Source organism: Paenibacillus motobuensis (assembly GCF_039521865.1).
In the GTDB taxonomy this organism is placed as follows: Bacteria; Bacillota; Bacilli; order Paenibacillales; family Paenibacillaceae; genus Fontibacillus; species Fontibacillus motobuensis.
Window position 1 is genome coordinate 43,237 of the sequence record NZ_BAAACX010000008.1, and the last position, 17,422, is coordinate 60,658.

Consider the following 17,422-nt stretch of genomic DNA (forward strand, 5'->3'; position numbering starts at 1 on the left):
GTGTAGTAATGGTGAACTTGGTTAACAACCTATTCTGAAGGTTGATCTAAATCATATGTGTAAGCGATTAAAAAAAGGCAGGGGGATTGTTATGAGACAGAAAAATCAAACAGGTTATCTGTACATAATGCCATGGATTATTGGCTTTTTTGTGTTTACAGTAATACCTTTAGGTTTTGCGTTTTATATCGGTTTGACGAAATGGGATACATTCAACACACCAGAATTTGTGGGTCTTGGCAACTATGTTTCACTCTTTAAGGATGAAGATTTTCTTAAAGCTTTGTGGGTTACTATCCGATTTGGGCTAATATCTGTCCCACTCGGCATAGCAACTTCTCTATTGATAGCATGCTTAGTCAACACAAAGATTAAGGGAGTTAATCTCTTTCGAACGGCATTATACTTGCCAGCAGTAGTATCAGGGGTATCCATCTCCTTGCTGTGGAAATGGATCTTGGACCAGGATTTTGGTCTGATCAACATGATTCTGTCCAAATTTGGTATTGGGCCGTTTGGATGGTTAACCAATCCGGATCTCGTATTACCTTCTTACCTTATGATTGTTGTCTGGGGAGCCGGCGGCGGGATGCTTACCTATCTGGCAGGTCTGCAGGATATTCCATCGCATTTGTATGAAGCAGCAGATATTGATGGCGCAAACCTGTTTCATAAATTTAAAAATATTACTTTGCCTATATTAACTCCAGTCATTTTCTACAATTTAGTTATGGGTATTGTCGGAGCAATGCGGAAATTTAGCGATGCTTACATTATAGGCGGTGCTGATAACGAAGGACGCTTCTTTATGGTTTATCTATATGAGAACGCATTTAAGTACTTCAAGATGGGCTATGCCACAGCGATGGGCTGGGTATTATTCGTTATTATTCTTGCGTTAACGTTGATCGTATTCAGATCTTCTTCTGCTTGGGTGTATTATGAGTCGGAAGTTAAGAAGAAATCGAAGAAAGGAAAGTGAATGCCATGTTTACTAGCAATATGAAGTCGAGGAGAAAATGGCGCAATATCTTTCTCTATTTTTTCTTAACATTATTCTCGGTTGCTACTTTGCTCCCTTTGATCTGGATGATATCTACATCACTCAAATCGGGGGATGTAATCTTTGAGATGCCGCCTCGTTTTCTCCCGGATGGATTCAATTGGAACAACTACAGCAGAGCTATAGAGGAGATCAATTTTTTTGTACTCTTTAAAAATACAACGATCATTACTTTGCTCCAAATGTTGAGCAATGTGTTTGTGTCTGCATTAGTAGCTTATGGTTTTGCTCGTTTTGATTTCCGTTGGAAAACCTTCTGGTTCATGTTAATGCTCTCTACAATCATGATACCGGGAGAAGTAACTATGATTCCTGTATTTATCGCCTTCAGTAAAATCGGATGGGTTGATTCCATCAAACCTCTAGTCATTCCTGGATTTTTTGGAGGTTCGCCGGTATTCATTTTCTTATTAAGGCAATTCTTTCTATCTATGCCTAAGGAATTGGAAGAGTCTGCAGTCATTGATGGAGCGAACAGCTTTAAAATTTTCTATCGAATTTTCCTGCCGCTATCTATTCCAGCACTCATTACGATTGGTATTTTCTCATTCCAAGGCAGCTGGAATGATTTGCTCGGACCATTGATTTATTTGAACAGCACCGATAAATTCACGCTAACACTGGGGCTTTCGATGTTTAAAGGGATGATGAAGGTTGAATGGGGGCCATTGATGGCTGGATCAATTATGGCACTGCTACCAGTATTAGTTGTGTTCTTTATAGCTCAAAGGCACTTCGTTGAGGGGGTGAAGCTCAGCGGTATCAAAGGTTAGTTTAGCGTGCATTAGGGTTAGAAATATACAATGGAGGGTTATAAACATGAAATTTTGGAAAAGCACATTATCTTTGATCATGGTCTTATCACTGTCCGCAATGCTTATGAGTGCATGTGGTAGCAATTCTAATGAAAGCAAGAATAAAGATGCTAGTGGGACAAATACGGCTGTTGCTGAGAAAGTAAAGCTTAAAGTTACGACTTGGGCAGGTGCCGATGAATTAAAAGAATTTGAAGATCTGGTCAATAAATTAAATGCGGATTCTGATGAATACTCTATTGAAGTTCAGAGCATTCCTTCTGATTACTATCAGAAGCTGCAGACGATGATTGCCGGCAACCAAGCGCCAGACTTTATGTGGTTATCACAAGAGTACGTTCCTCAGTACGAAAGCATGGGCGTATTAGCGTCATTGGACGAGCCATTGGCTAAGGCGGATTTTAATCAGGACGATTATTTCCCAGGTGCATTGGATGTAGGTAAGTATGACAACCAGCTGGTTGCTCTTCCTTGGATTTCCCAACCTTATGTACTTTACTACAACCAAGATATGTTTGATAAAGCGGGCGTGAATGCACCAGATGGTACATGGACTTGGGATGACTTTATCGAAGCAGGTAAGAAGCTGACGACAGATGGTCAATGGGGTGCACTTATTAACAATATGCCTCTTCCTATGTTCCTATGGTCATATGGCGGAGATGTGTTTGATAAGGATGGAAATATCACATTAGACTCGCCAGAATCTATGAAAGGTCTGGAAATGTATCAGAAAATCGCACAATCCGGTGTGGTTCCTGCCAGATCCCAAGCCGATTCTATGGGTGGTGCCGATATGTTCAAAACCGGTAAAGTTGCTATGTTCATTGGCGGTGCAGGGGATGACTTCGAGAAGACTTCCAATTTCAAAGTGGGGATGAGTCTTCCTCCGAAGGGAAGCGAAGAGGTTACTTTTAGCTGGATTGGTGTAACGGCAATGTCCAAAAAAACGAAGAACCCTGAAGTTGCTGCTAAGGCCTTAAATGATATGACCAAAGCAATTCATCAATGGAAAGTAGTCTCCCCAACTAAAACTGGCTTTGATGAGATCACGAAGATCAGACCCGAGAAGGAATATGCTGTAGATACAATTAGAAAAGCTTCTGAAGTAGCACGTGGTTTTAACAACCAACCGAAACAGGCAGAACTTGATGCTGCGATCTGGGACAAGTTGGTTCAGCCTCTTGAAAAAGGCGAAGATATTCAGAAGACGGTTGATACAACGATAGCGAAATTCAACGAGATTCTAAAATAAGTTCGAGCATGGATAAAGCGCCAACCTTAATCGGTGGTGCTTTATCCATACTGAACAATATTTAGGAGGCATTATATTTATGGGTAATCGTAACGAAATTCAGACATGCAAGACATTACTTGAGCAATATATGGGGAAGCAGCATCAGGAGAAGCATGCAGAGAAATTAAGCTTTACAGGTGTAGGAGACAAGGATGTTTATAACATCTCGGCACCATTTGAAGATCAAGGCAAGCTTGTAATCGCAGGACGGGTAGAAGCTCGTGACAGCGAGCACTCAGAAGTTCATTTTTTTGAAGAACAGAACGGGGTGTGGAGTCCGATTGAAGGTAAGCCGACATATCAACTCCAAGATCCTTTTTACACGCATATTCATGGAGAACTGGTCTTTGGTGGGGTTCAAACCTATCCGCATCCAACCGTTCCGAATGCTTTGATGTGGAGAACTGTGTTCTATAAGGGTGCTTCCATCGATGAGCTTGAGCTTTGCTTTACAGGTCCTGACGGCATGAAGGATTTACGTTTGGTTGAATTACAGGATGGCAGCATCGGTGTATTTACCAGACCGCAAGGCGAGAAGGGCGGACGTGGTAAGATTGGCTTTACACGTGTCGCAAGTTTAGAGGAACTATCCATCGATCAAATTAATAAAGCGCCATTGTTAGAGGGGCAATTTGTTGACGAGGAGTGGGGTGGATGTAATGAGATTCATCTTCTGCCTAATGGAATCCTTGGCGTCCTTGGTCATATCGCTTGCTTTGATGAGCAGGGTGATCGCCACTACTATCCGATGGCCTTCTCATTTGATCCAGAGACAGGAACTCATAGCGAGATCGAGCTTATTGCAACACGTAGCGAGTTCCCGGCAGGCGCATCGAAGCGTTCTGATTTAGTAGATGTGGTGTTTAGCGGCGGTGTTGTATGTCATTTGGATGGGACTGCTAGCCTATATTGTGGAATTAGCGATGCAGAAGCTCATCGAATAACCATCCAAGATCCATTTGCCAAATTTCTATAAACATAGTTGATTTAGTTCAACTTATATAGAACAAACCCCACCAGATATGGTGGGGTTTTACGATTTTATGGAACCCTGGCGCCGCACTATGAACTTAAGAGAACACATCCAACCCTTCCATCCTGGACAGGTAGAGCTTGATGCGCTGGCGGATGTCCCCGAGTTCAGAATAAGTGACGTTCAGCGCAGTGTGATAACAGAAGCTGGGGAATATCTCACGATAGACGAAATAGCGTGACGGCAGCTTCACTTTTCCATGTCCGTTCCATTCAGCAGCGCTTTTGAGACTCGGTATACTTAGTGTATTTTGCCGAATGGTGAGCTGGGTGTCATAAGACATCAAGAAGTTAATGAAGGCCTGTGCTGCCTGCTTATTCTTAGAGTTCTTGTGAATCGCCAGGCCAATGGCAATCACCAGAGTTCGGGGCGTGCCTAGATAAGGCAGCGGCGATATATCATAGGGGAAATCGACATCCTTGATCTTGTTCAGGCAGAAGTAAGACGTTAGGATCATCGACACCTTCTGCTGGCAAAATAGCATCTCGGCATCGTCATCATTCTCCGATCTGAATGGCGGAAATACCTGATCGAGCAGTTCCTTAGATACTTGCAAACTCTCGGTAAGCGCGGCTTCATCAAGCTCCAGCTGCTTCTCCTTACCGCTGCCGCGATTAAAGCGGACGTTATTCTGCAGCAGGAAGATAGGCCAGCGATTATCGGATAAATAATGGAAGAAGAACCCGTGACGGCCAGTGCTATTGGCGAGCTGCTTTGCGGTTTTCTTGACGGTATCCCATGTCCAACTGCTGTCTGGTCCCGCGAGTCCCTTCTCTGAGAAATGCTGCTTATTGTAGCAAAGAATGATTGGCGAGAACAAGAAGGGCTGTACAAATAAGTTCCCATCACGCATAAAAGGTTCCGTCAAGACCGGATAGACTCCTTCTACCGGCTGCAGCGGCTCTAATAGATCAGGCAGACTGTCAGGCTCGGCAAATAGCTCGAAATTCTGATTATTAATCGCCATCACATCAATGTCATCGGACTCCATAAAATCTCGCATTGTCGGCTTCAGATGACTTGAGGGCATCGGGATCATAGTGACGCGGATCAGCGGATGCTGATTATGGAATTCGTCCACCAATGCCATAAGCTCAGCTTCCTCGATGAGTGAGGGATAGTATCCAAATTTAATGGATACCCCGGCAGGTGATTGCCGAATACGATTGCCTACCCTTGGTATTTTCTCGATAAATCCTTCGGATACCAGCAGCTCCAGTCCCTTACGTACGGAGTTCTTGCTTAATTGAAACCGCTCGGCTATATCGTTCTCGGAGGGGAGGAAGCTCCCTTCAACCCAGATTCCAGTAATGATTTCATTTCTTAGCGTAACGAGCATTTCCTCATAACGTCTTCTAAATGTAGAGCGCTTCGGTCCATCCGTCATTTCTACACACCTCTATTCCAATAAACACCTTATTCAAATGATTAATTATATCATTAATATGGCATAGTGTTCGAATTGCAATTGACAGCGTTTTCTACCTTAGATTATAATCTGTTGTAAACCAGATAAGCAACATAATTTTGTACCTAAAATAGATATCTCGTATTTATTTATAATAATAAAGGAGGGTATAACCTGATTTATACAGGTTTTTGAAGTGATTGTGTTATATATCTGGTTCATAACAATGAGTAGGCTATCACCACAAATATAAATATTCGCGAAGAACAAATGAAAGGCGGCGTTCCAACATGGAAGCATTAAAAATTCTTGTCACGATGCCAAAGGGCGAAATCTTTGATACATTCTTCAATGAAGAACTGAAATCGAGGCTGGAAGAGATCGGCGAGGTGATCTGGAATGATAGCACAGCACAATATACCAAATCCCAATTATGTGAGAAAATTAAGGATATCGATATCTGCGTTACAGGCTGGGGGACGGAGGCTTTTGACGAGGAAGTATTAAACCACGCCAATAAGCTTCGTCTAATCGCGCATACAGGCGGTTCAGTTAGACCTTACGTTACGGATGCCGTATACGATCGCAGCATTCGCGTAGTAAGCGGCAATGAAGTGTTCGCTGAGTCGGTAGCAGAGAGTGTCATTGCTTATGCATTGGCATCGCTGCGTGATATCCCGCGTTACTCGGCGGAATTGAAGCAGGGCATCTGGCCTTGGAACTTCTATAATCAAGGATTGCTGGATAAGACCGTAGGTATTGTAGGTTATGGCATGATCGCGAAGATGGTGGTCGAGATGCTTAAGCCGTTCCATGTCAAGATCAAGGTGTTCTCCCGTCATATCTCCCAGGAGGAACTGGAGAAGCACAATATGGAGAAGGCGGAGCTTAGCGAAATATTCTCAACCTGCGACATTGTCTCACTCCATAGTGGTATGACAAAGGAGAATCATCATATGATCACGGAAGAGCTGCTGAATATGATGCCCAAGGGAGCGCTGCTCATCAATACGGCTCGCGGAGCTATTATTGACGAAGAAGCACTATGCAGAGTGCTTTCCAAGGGAGAGATCAGAGCAGTATTGGATGTGTATGAAGTAGAGCCGCTTCCTGCTGGTCATAAGCTCATGGAGATGGATAACGCGATATTGATGCCTCATATGGGCGGGCCAACGATTGACCGGCGTATGATCGTGACTCGTACCGTGATTGGAGATATCAAACTCTTCCTGCAGAACAAGCCTATGACTTGCGAAATTGATCGCGCCTATGCGGCTAAGATGTCAACCCATTAGTGTTAGAGATAAATAGGAGGGATAAGATGGAGATATTCGTTAAGGGTACTACAGAGGATGCTCAGGATATCATAGACTTTGCGGATATGGTTTTTAGTAAAAATTCGGGACCGCTTGATTTTGCGGGGCTGATTCCGAAACTCTATGGTGATGGAGCGGAGACGCAGCAGTATCACTATATGGTTAAAGAGAATGGCAAGATCAAGGCTATGGTTTGCGTACTTCCAGTTACCTGTAATGTAGCAGGCATAGAATTGAAGGTTGGCTGTGTTGGTACAGTGTCCGTACATCCTCGTTCGCGTGGTAAAGGCTATATGCAGAAGCTGATGAACATGGCCTTGGAAGACATGAAGTCACAAGGCTGTTCCTTGAGTGTCCTTGGCGGTCAGCGCCAGCGGTATGAGTTTTTTGGCTATGAGCCTGCGGGCATAAAGTTTGAATTTACTCTAACCTCGGATAATATTCGCCACAAATACAAAGGGTTGGATTCAAGTGGAATTCACTTTGAACCTTTGTTAGATGACAGCCCGCACCTTGATGATGCTTATCAATTGTATCAACAAGGGATCGTAAACGGTGCCAGGACCAAGGAACAATTTGCAACGATTTTGAGAACATGGCAAACACAGCCCCTTGTTATCCTTGAAAACGGCAAGTTTGCAGGTTATGTGGCCTTGTCTAAGGATGGCGGTGCTGTACGTGAGATCGAAATGATTGATCCAGCTTTACTACCCGTAGTGAGCAAGGCGTTGGCTGCCGAAAAAAATCTTGACGAGCTTCATTTTACGGTTCCTCCCTATGATCTTGGGAAGATCGCCTTATTAGGCGATGTATGTGACTGGTACAGAACGAGTTATGAATATAATTATCATATTATGGATTATTCCTCTGTGATCGAGGCATTCTTGAGATGTAAGGCGCAGAATATAATGCTGCAGGACGGTCGTATTGTACTTGGAATTGAAGACTCCGACATTGTAGAAATTGTTGTACAAAATAATCAGGTCATCGTGAATAAATATGATCCTGATCATTCAGACATTCAGGCGCAAGTCTCCCTTACGAAACGGGAAGCCACTGCTCTATTATTCTCTCCGCTAAGTGAATACACGAACTGGAAACAAGCAGCACGGCAATCGAACCTTCCTTCCGGATGGTTGCCACTGCCTTTGTATATACCGCCTTTGGATATTTGCTGATTGGAAACAATACCGTACTTACCATCCCAGATATTCGCTACAATATAACGAGGAGAAGATCTTCAGTCAAATTGAGACGACTCTAGGGGAATTGGTGGGTCGGAAAAAATAGGTAAGAATAGAATCCAGTAGACCGCATCTTTGTAAAAAAGAGCGGTCTACTGCTATTATTGCGGACTTAACAGCTAAATTCCCTATGGAGTAAAAATTTTAGTAGTAATTCCGAGTAATCTGATGTAAAATGACAGAAATAAATTTTTCGGAAGATACTGGAGTGCATAGAAGTCTAGAAAGGGTTGGGCATCATGATTACTTTATCCAATATTCAAGTTACCTTTGATACGGGGTCGCAATCGGTTACCGCCGTACAGGATGTCAGCTTACACGTTGATGCGGGAGATGTGTATGGCATTGTCGGCTACAGCGGGGCCGGGAAGAGTACGCTGGTTCGTGTGATTAATCTGCTGCAGCGGCCTACTACAGGAAGCGTTGAGGTGAATGGCCAGGATTTGCTGACCCTACAGCCCAAGGAATTGCGCTCGGCGAGGAAGAAGATCGGGATGATCTTCCAGCATTTTAATCTGATGAACTCCAGAACGATCTATGACAATGTGGACTATCCCTTGAAGAGCTCCAAGCTATCCAAGAGTGAGAGGGATCAGAAAGTTAAACAATTGCTAGAATTGGTAGGCTTATCAGATAAGCTGAATGCTTATCCCTCCCAATTGTCAGGGGGGCAGAAGCAGCGGGTAGCTATAGCCAGAGCGCTCGCTAATGATCCGGAAATATTGCTATGTGATGAAGCGACCAGCGCTCTGGACCCGAAGACGACGTTATCCATTCTGGAATTGCTGAAGAAATTGAACCAGACGCTGGGTCTGACGATCGTCATTATCACGCACGAAATGCAGGTCGTGAAGGAGATCTGTAACAAGGTTGCCGTGATGGAGGCCGGACGGATAGTTGAGCAAGGCGATATTGTCTCCATCTTCAGCCGTCCGCAGAATACGTTGACTCGCGATTTCATTAATACAGCTACCCACATCGAGCAGACACTGGAGAAGATTACACTCCATCCGTCACTCGTTCATTTGAAGGATAACGATATGCTGTGCAAGATTTCCTATATCGGAGACAGCACAAGCGAACCGGTTATTTCGGAGCTTACCGCCCGCTACAGAGTGAAGACGAATATTCTGTTCGCTAATGTAGAGATTTTACAGCAGACGCCGATCGGCAATCTGATTGTTGTTCTGTCAGGCTCCACCAGCGATCTGGAGGAAGCTCTAAGTTATTTGCAGGCAGCCCAGGTAGACGTTGAAATGATCGATTCGGGGCTTCTTCAGAATAGTAAGGTAGGTGAGCCTGTATGAGTGAGTTTTTTACGAAGTATTTCCCCAACATCTGGAATTTAAGAGGGGATATCCTGTTAAGCACCTATGAGACGCTTTATATGGTGGTCGTTACCTCGTTATTTTCCGTGTTATTCGGGATATTGCTCGGCGTTACCCTCGTTGTAGTGGACCGGGGAGGGATTCTGGAGAACAGGCTGGTCTATAGTGTCCTGGAGAAAATAATTAACCTGTTCAGATCCATTCCGTTCATCATTCTTATCGCGGTTGTTGTGCCGCTGACCCGTCTTATTACGGGTACATCGATCGGCATGAATGCCGCAATCGTACCCTTGGTCATCGGTATCGTGCCTTTCTATGCCCGGCAGATCCAGAATGCGCTGGTCGAGGTCGATCCCGGAATCGTTGAAGCAGCACAGTCTATGGGGTCGGGGCCAATTGAGATTATTTTCCGCGTATATTTGAAGGAAGGTCTGACCGGGATTATCCGCGCTTCCTCGGTGACGATTATCAACTTGATCGGACTGACGACGATGGCTGGGGCCATTGGCTCGGGCGGCTTGGGTAGCCTAGCGATCAATAAGGGGTACAACCGGTTCCAGTCGGATATTACACTCGTAGCTACAATTCTGATCTTGATTCTAGTGTTCGTCTGCCAATTCATCGGGGATTATTTTACCAAGAAGTCGACGCATTAACATGAGAGTTACCCACGGTCTATACAGTATGCCGCCTCTAGCGGAGTACTGAATGAAATATATAACACTATAAAAAAGGACTGAAGAACAATGGCAAAAGTAGAAAGTTTCCAATTGGACCACACGATCGTAAAGGCGCCTTATGTCAGAGCGGCAGGGCTTGAGCATGATGAGAAGGGCAGTACTGTACAAAAATATGATTTGCGCTTCCTGCAGCCGAATAAAGATGCGATTCCTACTGCAGCACTTCATACGCTTGAGCATCTGCTTGCTACGTATATGAGAGACGAGATTCAAGGAATTATTGATATTTCTCCAATGGGATGCAGAACAGGGTATTATCTGATTCTCTGGAATGAGCATGATCCGGAAGAGATCGCCTCCGCACTGGAAAGAACGCTGAAGCGTGTACTAGAGACAACGGAGGTTCCAGCTGTATCCGCACTGGAATGCGGCAATTACAAGGATCATTCTCTCTTTTCCGCACAGGAGTATGCGAAGATTGTACTGGATTCCGGAATTAGCAGAGACCCATTTGAGAGAGTATTGTAAAGCCTATGATTACGCTAGATTTATCGTATCAGACGGCGGTTGTAACCGGCGGCAAATCGGGAATCGGGCGAGGCATCGTACAAATTTTGCTGCAGAGCGGGGCCAGAGTCATATCTGCCGATCTTGCTTATGAAGAGAACTATAAGGGAGTAGACGGACAGTTATTCGAGTCCCGATTGGATCTGTCCAAATCAGAGGATATCTCCCGCTGGTCACAGCTTGTCCTGGAACAGGCCGGTGTTCCGGATATTGTCGTGAACTGTGCAGGTACTTCCACGATGGATTATGTGATTGACAGCAAACTGGAGGATTGGGAGAAGGTATTCTCTATTAACTCCACGGGGTTATACCTGGTATCGAAAATATTTGCGAAGGCGATGGTCGATGCTGAAAAGCCGGGCAGGATCATCCAGATCGCCTCGCAGGCTGGCAAGAACGGTTATCGAGCGATGGGCGGTTATTGCGCATCCAAGCATGCGGTTCTAGGTTTGACGAAGGTGATGGCGATTGAGCTGGCGCGAAATAACATCCTGGTTAATGCGGTATGTCCAGGTATTGTGGAGACACCGATGAAGCATCGGGAGCGGATCGAGGGCGGAATCATCCGCGGCATGACCGCCGAGGAGATCTATGCAGAGGACTGTTCTCAGGTTCCACTGGGTAGAACCGCCGAGGTTCAGGATGTTGCCAACGTCGTGCTGTTCCTGGCCAGTCCATTGTCCTCGTATATGACAGGGCAAGCTATCAACGTAACGGGTGGCATGACAATGCACTAGGAATAGATCAACTGGATGACCTCATCCACACAATTATGGGTTCAACTTATGAAGATATAAAGGGGGAGAGATCAAATGAGTAAAAGAAAGCTATGGGGGGGCCTCGCGCTCGGATTGGTATTGATGCTGGTGGTTGCGGGTTGCGGAAGCAAGTCGTCGGGTGACAGCGAGAAGATCGTTGTAGGTTCGATGGGCTCTGACGCTCAGATTTGGAAGCATATTGCTGAATCTCAGGCGGCCAAGGACGCCAAGCTGAATATTGTCGTTAAGGAAATCAATGGCGGTGTTGAGATGAATAATGCAACCAAAGAGGGCGAAGTCGATGTGAATGCTTTTCAATCCTGGGCTTATCTCGTCAGCTACAATAAAGACAGCAATGCTAATCTGGTAGCGGTAGCGACTACTTATCTTGAGCCGATGGGCATCTACTCTCAGAAGGTTAAGGATATTAAAGAAGTTCCGGACGGTGCTCTCGTCGCCCTGGCGGACAACCCGGCTAATACGGCCAGAGGCTTAAGCCTGCTGCAGGCTGCCGGACTGATCAAGCTGAAGGATGATTTTGATCTGGGGACGGGTACGGCTAACGACATTGTCGACAACCCTAAAAACCTGAACTTCAAGCTGATTGATGATACAACAGGCCCACGTGTCATTCAAGACGTGGATCTGGTACTGATCAGCAATACGGTCGCTCTGGAAGGCGGCTTGAATGTACTGAAAGACTCCTTGTTCCATGAGGAGATTTCCGTAGATACGAAGAATAGTGTCAATATACTGGCGACTACCGCCGAGAAACAAAATGATCCTGGTATTTTGAAATTAGGCGAATTGTATCACAACGAGGATATGCAGAAATATATTGAGCAGGAGTTCGGCGGCACGAAGGTGCCTGTAGATAAGCCGATCTCATATCTGCAAGAATAGAGAGGGCCCCATGCGGATTGCTATCATAACAGCGATGGAGGAGGAAATGGCTCCTTTTCGCAGTCAGGCACATATCACATCTAAGACACAAGTAGGCAAGGTTATCATAGAAGAGGCTACCTACCTTGGCCAACCTTTGATTCTCGTAGAGAGCGGCATCGGCAAGGTCAATGCAGCTGTTGCGACCACGCTTCTGATCGAACGGTATCAGCCGGATCTGATCCTCAATTCCGGCTCGGCAGGCGCGTTCGGTGCTGGGTTGAGCGTCGGTGACGTCGTTGTCGCCACGCAGTATATATATGGTGATGTCGACGCTACCTGCTTCGGGTATGAGCCTGGACAGGTTCCACAAATGCCGGCGAGGTACGATCTGGATGCAGCCTGGCTGGATCGGGCGAAGGGAGTGGCAGCAGCGGCGGAGCTTCCGTATTCCCTCGATTTTGGGTTGGTATTAACATTGGATTCATTCATGAGTGAGGCTGAGCGGGTAGAAGGGATCAAATCAACCTTCCCTGCTGTCAAGGTATCGGATATGGAAGGCCTGGGTATTGTTCAGGCTGCCGCGCAGTACGGCATCCCGGTATTAGCCGTGAAGGCGGTATCGGATATCGCCGGACATGGCGATATGACGGCCAACAGCTTCGATGATAATCTCGATGATGTCGCCACACATGCCGCGCACTTTACCGATCTGCTGGTTCAGCAGCTTCAGTCGGTCTATGTCGAGAGCTGAGCCATTATAATACAATTTAGATCCGCAAGCGGCAAGTTCGTTAGATCGTGCTGTTTGCGGTTTTTTGTCGTCATCTCATAGGGTACGAAAAACAACGAATTTAGGATAAGAATTACTCTGACCTCCGATTTTATAATATAATTATTAGATGTCCAATATTTGATGCAGTTAATGTCATGATCCATACTTCCGCTCTCTTTTGTGTAATACAGCATTGATTTTTAACGACGGCTATAATATGAAAGTTAAAGAACAGCCAAGGGAAGAAAGCAAGGTGGTGAACTGATATGGTAATTTATTTTTGCGATGACAACGAAGAAACAATCGAAAAGTATGCACAGTGGATTACAAAGGCATCGGAAAAGCATGGTATAGAGATTACGCTCGTCACCTTTACTAGCGGCGAAGCTTTGCTGTTTCAGTTGTCCGATTCGCCAAATGAAGCAGCTATTATCTATATGGATATTCTTATGGGGTCAATCAATGGAATCGATGCGGCCAGGCAGCTCCGGGCATGCGGCTGTGCTGCCGAAATCATCTTCCTCACTACCAGTGAGGACTATGTCTATGATGCATTTGATATAACGCCCTTACAATACTTGTTGAAAGCCTCAACCTCGGTGGAAAAATTTGAGCAGGTTTTCCTTCGCGCCACAGCGTTAGCCGGGAAGAAAGCGGACAATATGTTCTTATGCGTAACGGGGAACGCGAAGCAGTTAATTCCGATCAATGAGATATCCTATTTTGAAATTTGGAAACGGGTAATTATGGTGCACTACAACGGAGCGGAAAACGCTGAATTCTATGGAACGCTGGATCAGGTAGAGCAGCAGCTTCAAGACAAGAACTTTATCCGTGTGCACCGTTCATATCTGGTGTCATTATCCTATATTTCCAAATTTCAGCCCCGGAAACTGGTGCTCAAGACAGGAGAGACGGTTCCGATTGGTGTGACGTATACGAAGCAGGTAAAACAGGCATTTTCTGACTATATATCCCAATCCAATATTCATATCATAGTATGATGCGGGGGAGGTCTGCATGCTTCTTTTGGCTGTAATTGCGCTATCTTTTATTCTCATACATAATTATCTCAACCTTCTATATTTCAGAAGAGTACTGCCTGCCAAAAGAGAACATTGGGGCTATTACGCCATTTCGATCACTCTCAACCTCGGTATTGGTGTAATATCGAGTGTTTTTAATTTATATAATATCGGCATATTTATGTTTACGGCCGCTATGGCAATCTCGTTCTATCTCCTGTTCCAGGTAAGCAGACTGCAAATTTTCTTCATGGCCAGTCTATATTTGTTCTTGATGGATACCAGCAGAGGCATCCTTGTTTCCATCTACGTCATTTTATACGGAGACAGCATTTATAATATTATGCGGCCGGCTATTTCCTACCATACTCTATTAGGGTTGTCGGTACTTACTTCTGCACTTTTATATCTCCTGTTAGGAAGAAGGATTACCCCCGCTTCCAAAATGAAGCAACTGGTCAATAACCAGGAGCAGCTTAAATTTGTCGTGATTTATCTGTTTATACTTCTGACCTATATCAGATTCATTAATACCGGCCATTTTATGGAGATCAGGCTATCCTGGTTTTCCGTACTATATGGCTTATCCTGTATCATAGGCAAGCTTGGCCTCTATTTCGTTTTGCATCATACGATCAGAGTCTCATCCTTGCTCGAATATGAATGGTACTCAAGGCAACTACAGGAACAGCTTGAACGGCAAATCCAGCATTATCACGCATACCAGAATTTCATTGAGGGATTTCGCTCCTTCAAGCATGATTATAAAAGTCTTGTGGGATCGGTGAAGCTGCTGCTGCAAAATCAGGAAACGGAGAAGGCCATCAAACTAATTGATGAAATTCAGGATACAATGCAAAAGAATATTTTGGAATATAAAATGTATTCCGATCATGTGCTGCTTGACGCCATGCTGCAGGATGCGGCTAACTTCTGCGAGCAGAATCATATCAGCTTCTCCGCCCTGCTGCCGATGCCGGAACGTATTGGGCTTAAGGATATGGATGCTGTCCGAGTGTTCTCCAATCTGTTCAAGAATGCCATCGAAGCCTGCAGCAAGCTTCCAGACTGTTCAAAGCGGTTTGTCAAAATTACGGGTCATACTAGTCCAGATTGGGTCTATGTTGAGGTGATCAATTCATTTCATGGAGAAATTAAGACGATGCACGGTAAATTGCGTACGACTAAACCCGATAAAGACTCCCATGGCGTAGGCCTGAGAAATGTAACTGAAATTATAGAGGGGCTGGGCGGGATGGTACTCATCGATATTGACCAGAAAAAGAATATATTCACTGTTAGACTTCATATTCCACGAATGGCGGAAGATTAGTTCATCGAATTAGCGGTTTCCCCCAATTTTCCTTCCTATAGCCCTCCCTTAATTACCTGATCCAATTCGGAACAAATTTATACGTATTCAGGACAACTTATAATATGGAAGTAAAGGGAAGATGGTACATTTTTTTATATAGTTCAGGATAGCTCTAATTTTTGAAAACAGATTTTCTAAAGGGAGGGGACAGCTTCTGTTGAACGGACCTTTGGAGTATGTATCTGATTACCAAGAGTTGAAGTCTGCTTATCCAAAAGGCAAACCGGTCCTGCATAACAATCTTCCGGCAGTAATTATGCATGAGGTACGAAATTCCCTGACGGTTACTCGAGGTTTCATCCAGCTTCTTCAGCCTCAGTTCGTGAAGGTAGGCAAAGATGAATATGCTCGTGTCATTTTGATGGAGCTTGATAAGGCCTGTGAGATGCTGCAGGATTTCATGGCTTATTCCAAGCCGAGGTCACCGGAGAGAACAATCGTGGATGTGTCTGAATTATTTAAGGAACTGCAGCTTTTAGCCAAGAGTCAAGCGCTTGCAAAGGGCTGTAGGATAGAGTTTATGGAAGAAGTCGAAGACAGCATGGAGATTTCTATTGATCTGAAACAGATCAAGCAGGTACTGCTGAATATGATCAAAAACGCCACAGAAGCCATAGACGAGCTTCATCAGGAGCGCTCCGGACTCATTCGGATCAGCGCAGAGCGAAATGGACATTTTGTCAAGCTTATTATTTGTGATAATGGCAGTGGAATCTCGGCGGGAGCTCTTGCCCGGCTCTTCGAACCTTACTTCACGACAAAGGAGAGGGGGACAGGCCTCGGGTTAGCGGTCAGCCGACAGATCATCAATGATCATGGAGGGACCATCAAGGTTAGTAGTACTAAAGGGAAGGGAACGATTTTTGATATTAGTCTTCCTTTGGTAATAAACTGACAATAAAATACAGCGCGTGCTGGTATGTGCCAGTACGCGCTGTTTAAGTTTGAGCCAGAAAGCAACAAATAAAAGGTAAAAGAAGCGCAGAATATTTTCAAATCCCGCAGGCTGCTGCGGTATTATTGTTACAAGTTAGAAGGCGGCTCTGAATCCTCATCTTCCCGTCCTGCCTCCAGCGCCAGCTTCAGGAGATGATCAGGAATCTTGAACTTCTCGTTATTTATAAATAACTCATTAAGAACATTCGTCTCTGAATGATGGGATAGCTTGATTTCATTGATCTCACGGTGAAGCCGCTCCATTTTCTGATCAAGCTCAAAGGCGGTATCGGCGGCTAGCTTCAAGTCTTTCAACAGCTCTTCGGGTACTGTCTCATTGCATTTGTAGAAGATTTTATGCTCCAGGCTTGCCCAGAAATCCATGGCGATCGTGCGGATCTGGATCTCAACGCAGACCGGCTCTACGCGGTCGGACATAAATACAGGAACCTCTACAAGCAGATGCAGGCTCTTATAACCGTTCGGTTTCGGATTTTTAATGTAATCCTTGACGGATATGGTTGTCAGGTCTTGCTGGCTCTGCAGCATTTCGCTGATCCGGTAAATGTCAGATATGAAAGAACAGGTAATGCGAATACCGGCAATATCTTTAATGGTATGCTTGATATCCTCCAACGAGCCGATTCCACCCTTGCGGTACAGCTTCTTCATAATGCTCTCCGGGGACTTCAATCTGGATTTGGTGTGTTCGATTGGATTATAGTCATGTAGCAGCTGGAATTCTTCCTGCAAAATATCAATCTTCGTCTCCACTTCCTGCAGAGCAAACTTATACATCATAAGAAATCGAGTTATCTTCTGTTGCATAAACTTCATTTGTTCTATTGGATTATCTATCATGTCTGTCGTCCTTTTCGTATATAATGATAGCCTAGCTATATCACTCAGCTATATATATT

At 44.9% G+C, this 17,422-nt stretch carries 17 protein-coding genes; 15 read left to right on the forward strand and 2 right to left on the reverse strand.

What is annotated here, in order from left to right; genetic code table 11:
* Window positions 1-91 precede the first annotated feature (91 nt).
* The 4 genes from ABD014_RS08425 to ABD014_RS08440 all read left to right on the forward strand — a co-directional run bounded on the left by ABD014_RS08425 (window position 92) and on the right by ABD014_RS08440 (window position 4,151).
* Window positions 92-982: a carbohydrate ABC transporter permease gene (locus tag ABD014_RS08425; protein ID WP_343859869.1), complete on the forward strand. Its 891-nt coding sequence runs from the start codon at window positions 92-94 to the stop codon at window positions 980-982.
* A gap of 149 nt (window positions 983-1,131) precedes the next feature.
* Window positions 1,132-1,836, forward strand: a complete 705-nt coding sequence (locus tag ABD014_RS08430; protein ID WP_343859871.1) for a carbohydrate ABC transporter permease — start codon at window positions 1,132-1,134, stop codon at window positions 1,834-1,836.
* Between the two features lie 46 nt (window positions 1,837-1,882).
* Window positions 1,883-3,133, forward strand: coding sequence for an ABC transporter substrate-binding protein (locus ABD014_RS08435; RefSeq protein ID WP_343859874.1), 1,251 nt, complete (start codon window positions 1,883-1,885; stop codon window positions 3,131-3,133).
* 79 nt (window positions 3,134-3,212) lie between these two features.
* Window positions 3,213-4,151 (forward strand): MTP-1 family protein, encoded by a 939-nt coding sequence (locus tag ABD014_RS08440; protein ID WP_343859877.1) that lies wholly within the window; start codon window positions 3,213-3,215, stop codon window positions 4,149-4,151.
* A gap of 94 nt (window positions 4,152-4,245) precedes the next feature.
* On the opposite strand, the gene ABD014_RS08445 is transcribed toward ABD014_RS08440, so the two are convergent.
* A complete protein-coding gene (locus ABD014_RS08445; RefSeq protein ID WP_343859880.1) occupies window positions 4,246-5,595 on the reverse strand; it encodes an extracellular solute-binding protein in 1,350 nt (449 codons plus the stop codon).
* Window positions 5,596-5,906: 311 nt separating this feature from the next.
* Between ABD014_RS08445 and ABD014_RS08450 the strand changes: the two genes are divergently transcribed.
* The 11 genes from ABD014_RS08450 (at window position 5,907) to ABD014_RS08500 (ending at window position 16,461) form a co-directional block, all read left to right on the forward strand.
* A complete protein-coding gene (locus ABD014_RS08450) occupies window positions 5,907-6,911 on the forward strand; it encodes a hydroxyacid dehydrogenase (RefSeq protein WP_343859883.1) in 1,005 nt (334 codons plus the stop codon).
* Window positions 6,912-6,937: 26 nt separating this feature from the next.
* Window positions 6,938-8,110, forward strand: coding sequence for a GNAT family N-acetyltransferase (locus ABD014_RS08455; protein ID WP_343859886.1), 1,173 nt, complete (start codon window positions 6,938-6,940; stop codon window positions 8,108-8,110).
* Window positions 8,111-8,415: 305 nt separating this feature from the next.
* Window positions 8,416-9,483, forward strand: coding sequence for a methionine ABC transporter ATP-binding protein (locus tag ABD014_RS08460; RefSeq protein WP_343859888.1), 1,068 nt, complete (start codon window positions 8,416-8,418; stop codon window positions 9,481-9,483).
* Window positions 9,480-10,160, forward strand: a complete 681-nt coding sequence (locus tag ABD014_RS08465; protein ID WP_343859890.1) for a methionine ABC transporter permease — start codon at window positions 9,480-9,482, stop codon at window positions 10,158-10,160. Before ABD014_RS08460 ends, ABD014_RS08465 begins: the two co-directional genes overlap by 4 nt.
* Before the next feature lie 90 nt (window positions 10,161-10,250).
* Window positions 10,251-10,712: an S-ribosylhomocysteine lyase gene (locus ABD014_RS08470; protein ID WP_343859892.1), complete on the forward strand. Its 462-nt coding sequence runs from the start codon at window positions 10,251-10,253 to the stop codon at window positions 10,710-10,712.
* Window positions 10,713-10,717: 5 nt separating this feature from the next.
* On the forward strand, window positions 10,718-11,488 hold the full coding sequence (locus ABD014_RS08475) for an SDR family NAD(P)-dependent oxidoreductase (RefSeq protein ID WP_343859894.1): 771 nt from the start codon (window positions 10,718-10,720) through the stop codon (window positions 11,486-11,488).
* Between the two features lie 75 nt (window positions 11,489-11,563).
* A complete protein-coding gene (locus ABD014_RS08480; RefSeq protein WP_343859896.1) occupies window positions 11,564-12,412 on the forward strand; it encodes a MetQ/NlpA family ABC transporter substrate-binding protein in 849 nt (282 codons plus the stop codon).
* A gap of 10 nt (window positions 12,413-12,422) precedes the next feature.
* On the forward strand, window positions 12,423-13,145 hold the full coding sequence (locus ABD014_RS08485; RefSeq protein WP_343859898.1) for a 5'-methylthioadenosine/adenosylhomocysteine nucleosidase: 723 nt from the start codon (window positions 12,423-12,425) through the stop codon (window positions 13,143-13,145).
* Window positions 13,146-13,432: 287 nt separating this feature from the next.
* Window positions 13,433-14,170 carry a LytR/AlgR family response regulator transcription factor gene (locus ABD014_RS08490; RefSeq protein WP_343859900.1) on the forward strand — a complete coding sequence of 246 codons (738 nt, stop codon included), beginning with the start codon at window positions 13,433-13,435 and terminating at the stop codon, window positions 14,168-14,170.
* 16 nt (window positions 14,171-14,186) lie between these two features.
* A complete protein-coding gene (locus ABD014_RS08495) occupies window positions 14,187-15,524 on the forward strand; it encodes a sensor histidine kinase (protein WP_343859902.1) in 1,338 nt (445 codons plus the stop codon).
* A 199-nt stretch (window positions 15,525-15,723) separates the two neighbouring features.
* On the forward strand, window positions 15,724-16,461 hold the full coding sequence (locus ABD014_RS08500; RefSeq protein WP_343859904.1) for an ATP-binding protein: 738 nt from the start codon (window positions 15,724-15,726) through the stop codon (window positions 16,459-16,461).
* Between the two features lie 128 nt (window positions 16,462-16,589).
* Here the strand turns inward: ABD014_RS08500 and ABD014_RS08505 are convergent, their stop codons facing one another.
* A complete protein-coding gene (locus ABD014_RS08505) occupies window positions 16,590-17,363 on the reverse strand; it encodes a GTP pyrophosphokinase (protein ID WP_343859906.1) in 774 nt (257 codons plus the stop codon).
* Window positions 17,364-17,422 lie beyond the last annotated feature (59 nt).

What these genes read in the sequence shown, in the direction of transcription:
- ABD014_RS08425 (WP_343859869.1), top strand. Translation starts at nt 92, where the DNA reads ATGAGACAGAAAAATCAAACAGGTTATCTGTACATAATGCCATGGATT.
- ABD014_RS08430 (WP_343859871.1), top strand. Translation starts at nt 1,132, where the DNA reads ATGCCGCCTCGTTTTCTCCCGGATGGATTCAATTGGAACAACTACAGC.
- ABD014_RS08435 (WP_343859874.1), top strand. Translation starts at nt 1,883, where the DNA reads ATGAAATTTTGGAAAAGCACATTATCTTTGATCATGGTCTTATCACTG.
- ABD014_RS08440 (WP_343859877.1), top strand. Translation starts at nt 3,213, where the DNA reads ATGGGTAATCGTAACGAAATTCAGACATGCAAGACATTACTTGAGCAA.
- ABD014_RS08445 (WP_343859880.1), bottom strand. Translation starts at nt 5,595, where the DNA reads ATGACGGATGGACCGAAGCGCTCTACATTTAGAAGACGTTATGAGGAA.
- ABD014_RS08450 (WP_343859883.1), top strand. Translation starts at nt 5,907, where the DNA reads ATGGAAGCATTAAAAATTCTTGTCACGATGCCAAAGGGCGAAATCTTT.
- ABD014_RS08455 (WP_343859886.1), top strand. Translation starts at nt 6,938, where the DNA reads ATGGAGATATTCGTTAAGGGTACTACAGAGGATGCTCAGGATATCATA.
- ABD014_RS08460 (WP_343859888.1), top strand. Translation starts at nt 8,416, where the DNA reads ATGATTACTTTATCCAATATTCAAGTTACCTTTGATACGGGGTCGCAA.
- ABD014_RS08465 (WP_343859890.1), top strand. Translation starts at nt 9,480, where the DNA reads ATGAGTGAGTTTTTTACGAAGTATTTCCCCAACATCTGGAATTTAAGA.
- ABD014_RS08470 (WP_343859892.1), top strand. Translation starts at nt 10,251, where the DNA reads ATGGCAAAAGTAGAAAGTTTCCAATTGGACCACACGATCGTAAAGGCG.
- ABD014_RS08475 (WP_343859894.1), top strand. Translation starts at nt 10,718, where the DNA reads ATGATTACGCTAGATTTATCGTATCAGACGGCGGTTGTAACCGGCGGC.
- ABD014_RS08480 (WP_343859896.1), top strand. Translation starts at nt 11,564, where the DNA reads ATGAGTAAAAGAAAGCTATGGGGGGGCCTCGCGCTCGGATTGGTATTG.
- ABD014_RS08485 (WP_343859898.1), top strand. Translation starts at nt 12,423, where the DNA reads ATGCGGATTGCTATCATAACAGCGATGGAGGAGGAAATGGCTCCTTTT.
- ABD014_RS08490 (WP_343859900.1), top strand. Translation starts at nt 13,433, where the DNA reads ATGGTAATTTATTTTTGCGATGACAACGAAGAAACAATCGAAAAGTAT.
- ABD014_RS08495 (WP_343859902.1), top strand. Translation starts at nt 14,187, where the DNA reads ATGCTTCTTTTGGCTGTAATTGCGCTATCTTTTATTCTCATACATAAT.
- ABD014_RS08505 (WP_343859906.1), bottom strand. Translation starts at nt 17,363, where the DNA reads ATGATAGATAATCCAATAGAACAAATGAAGTTTATGCAACAGAAGATA.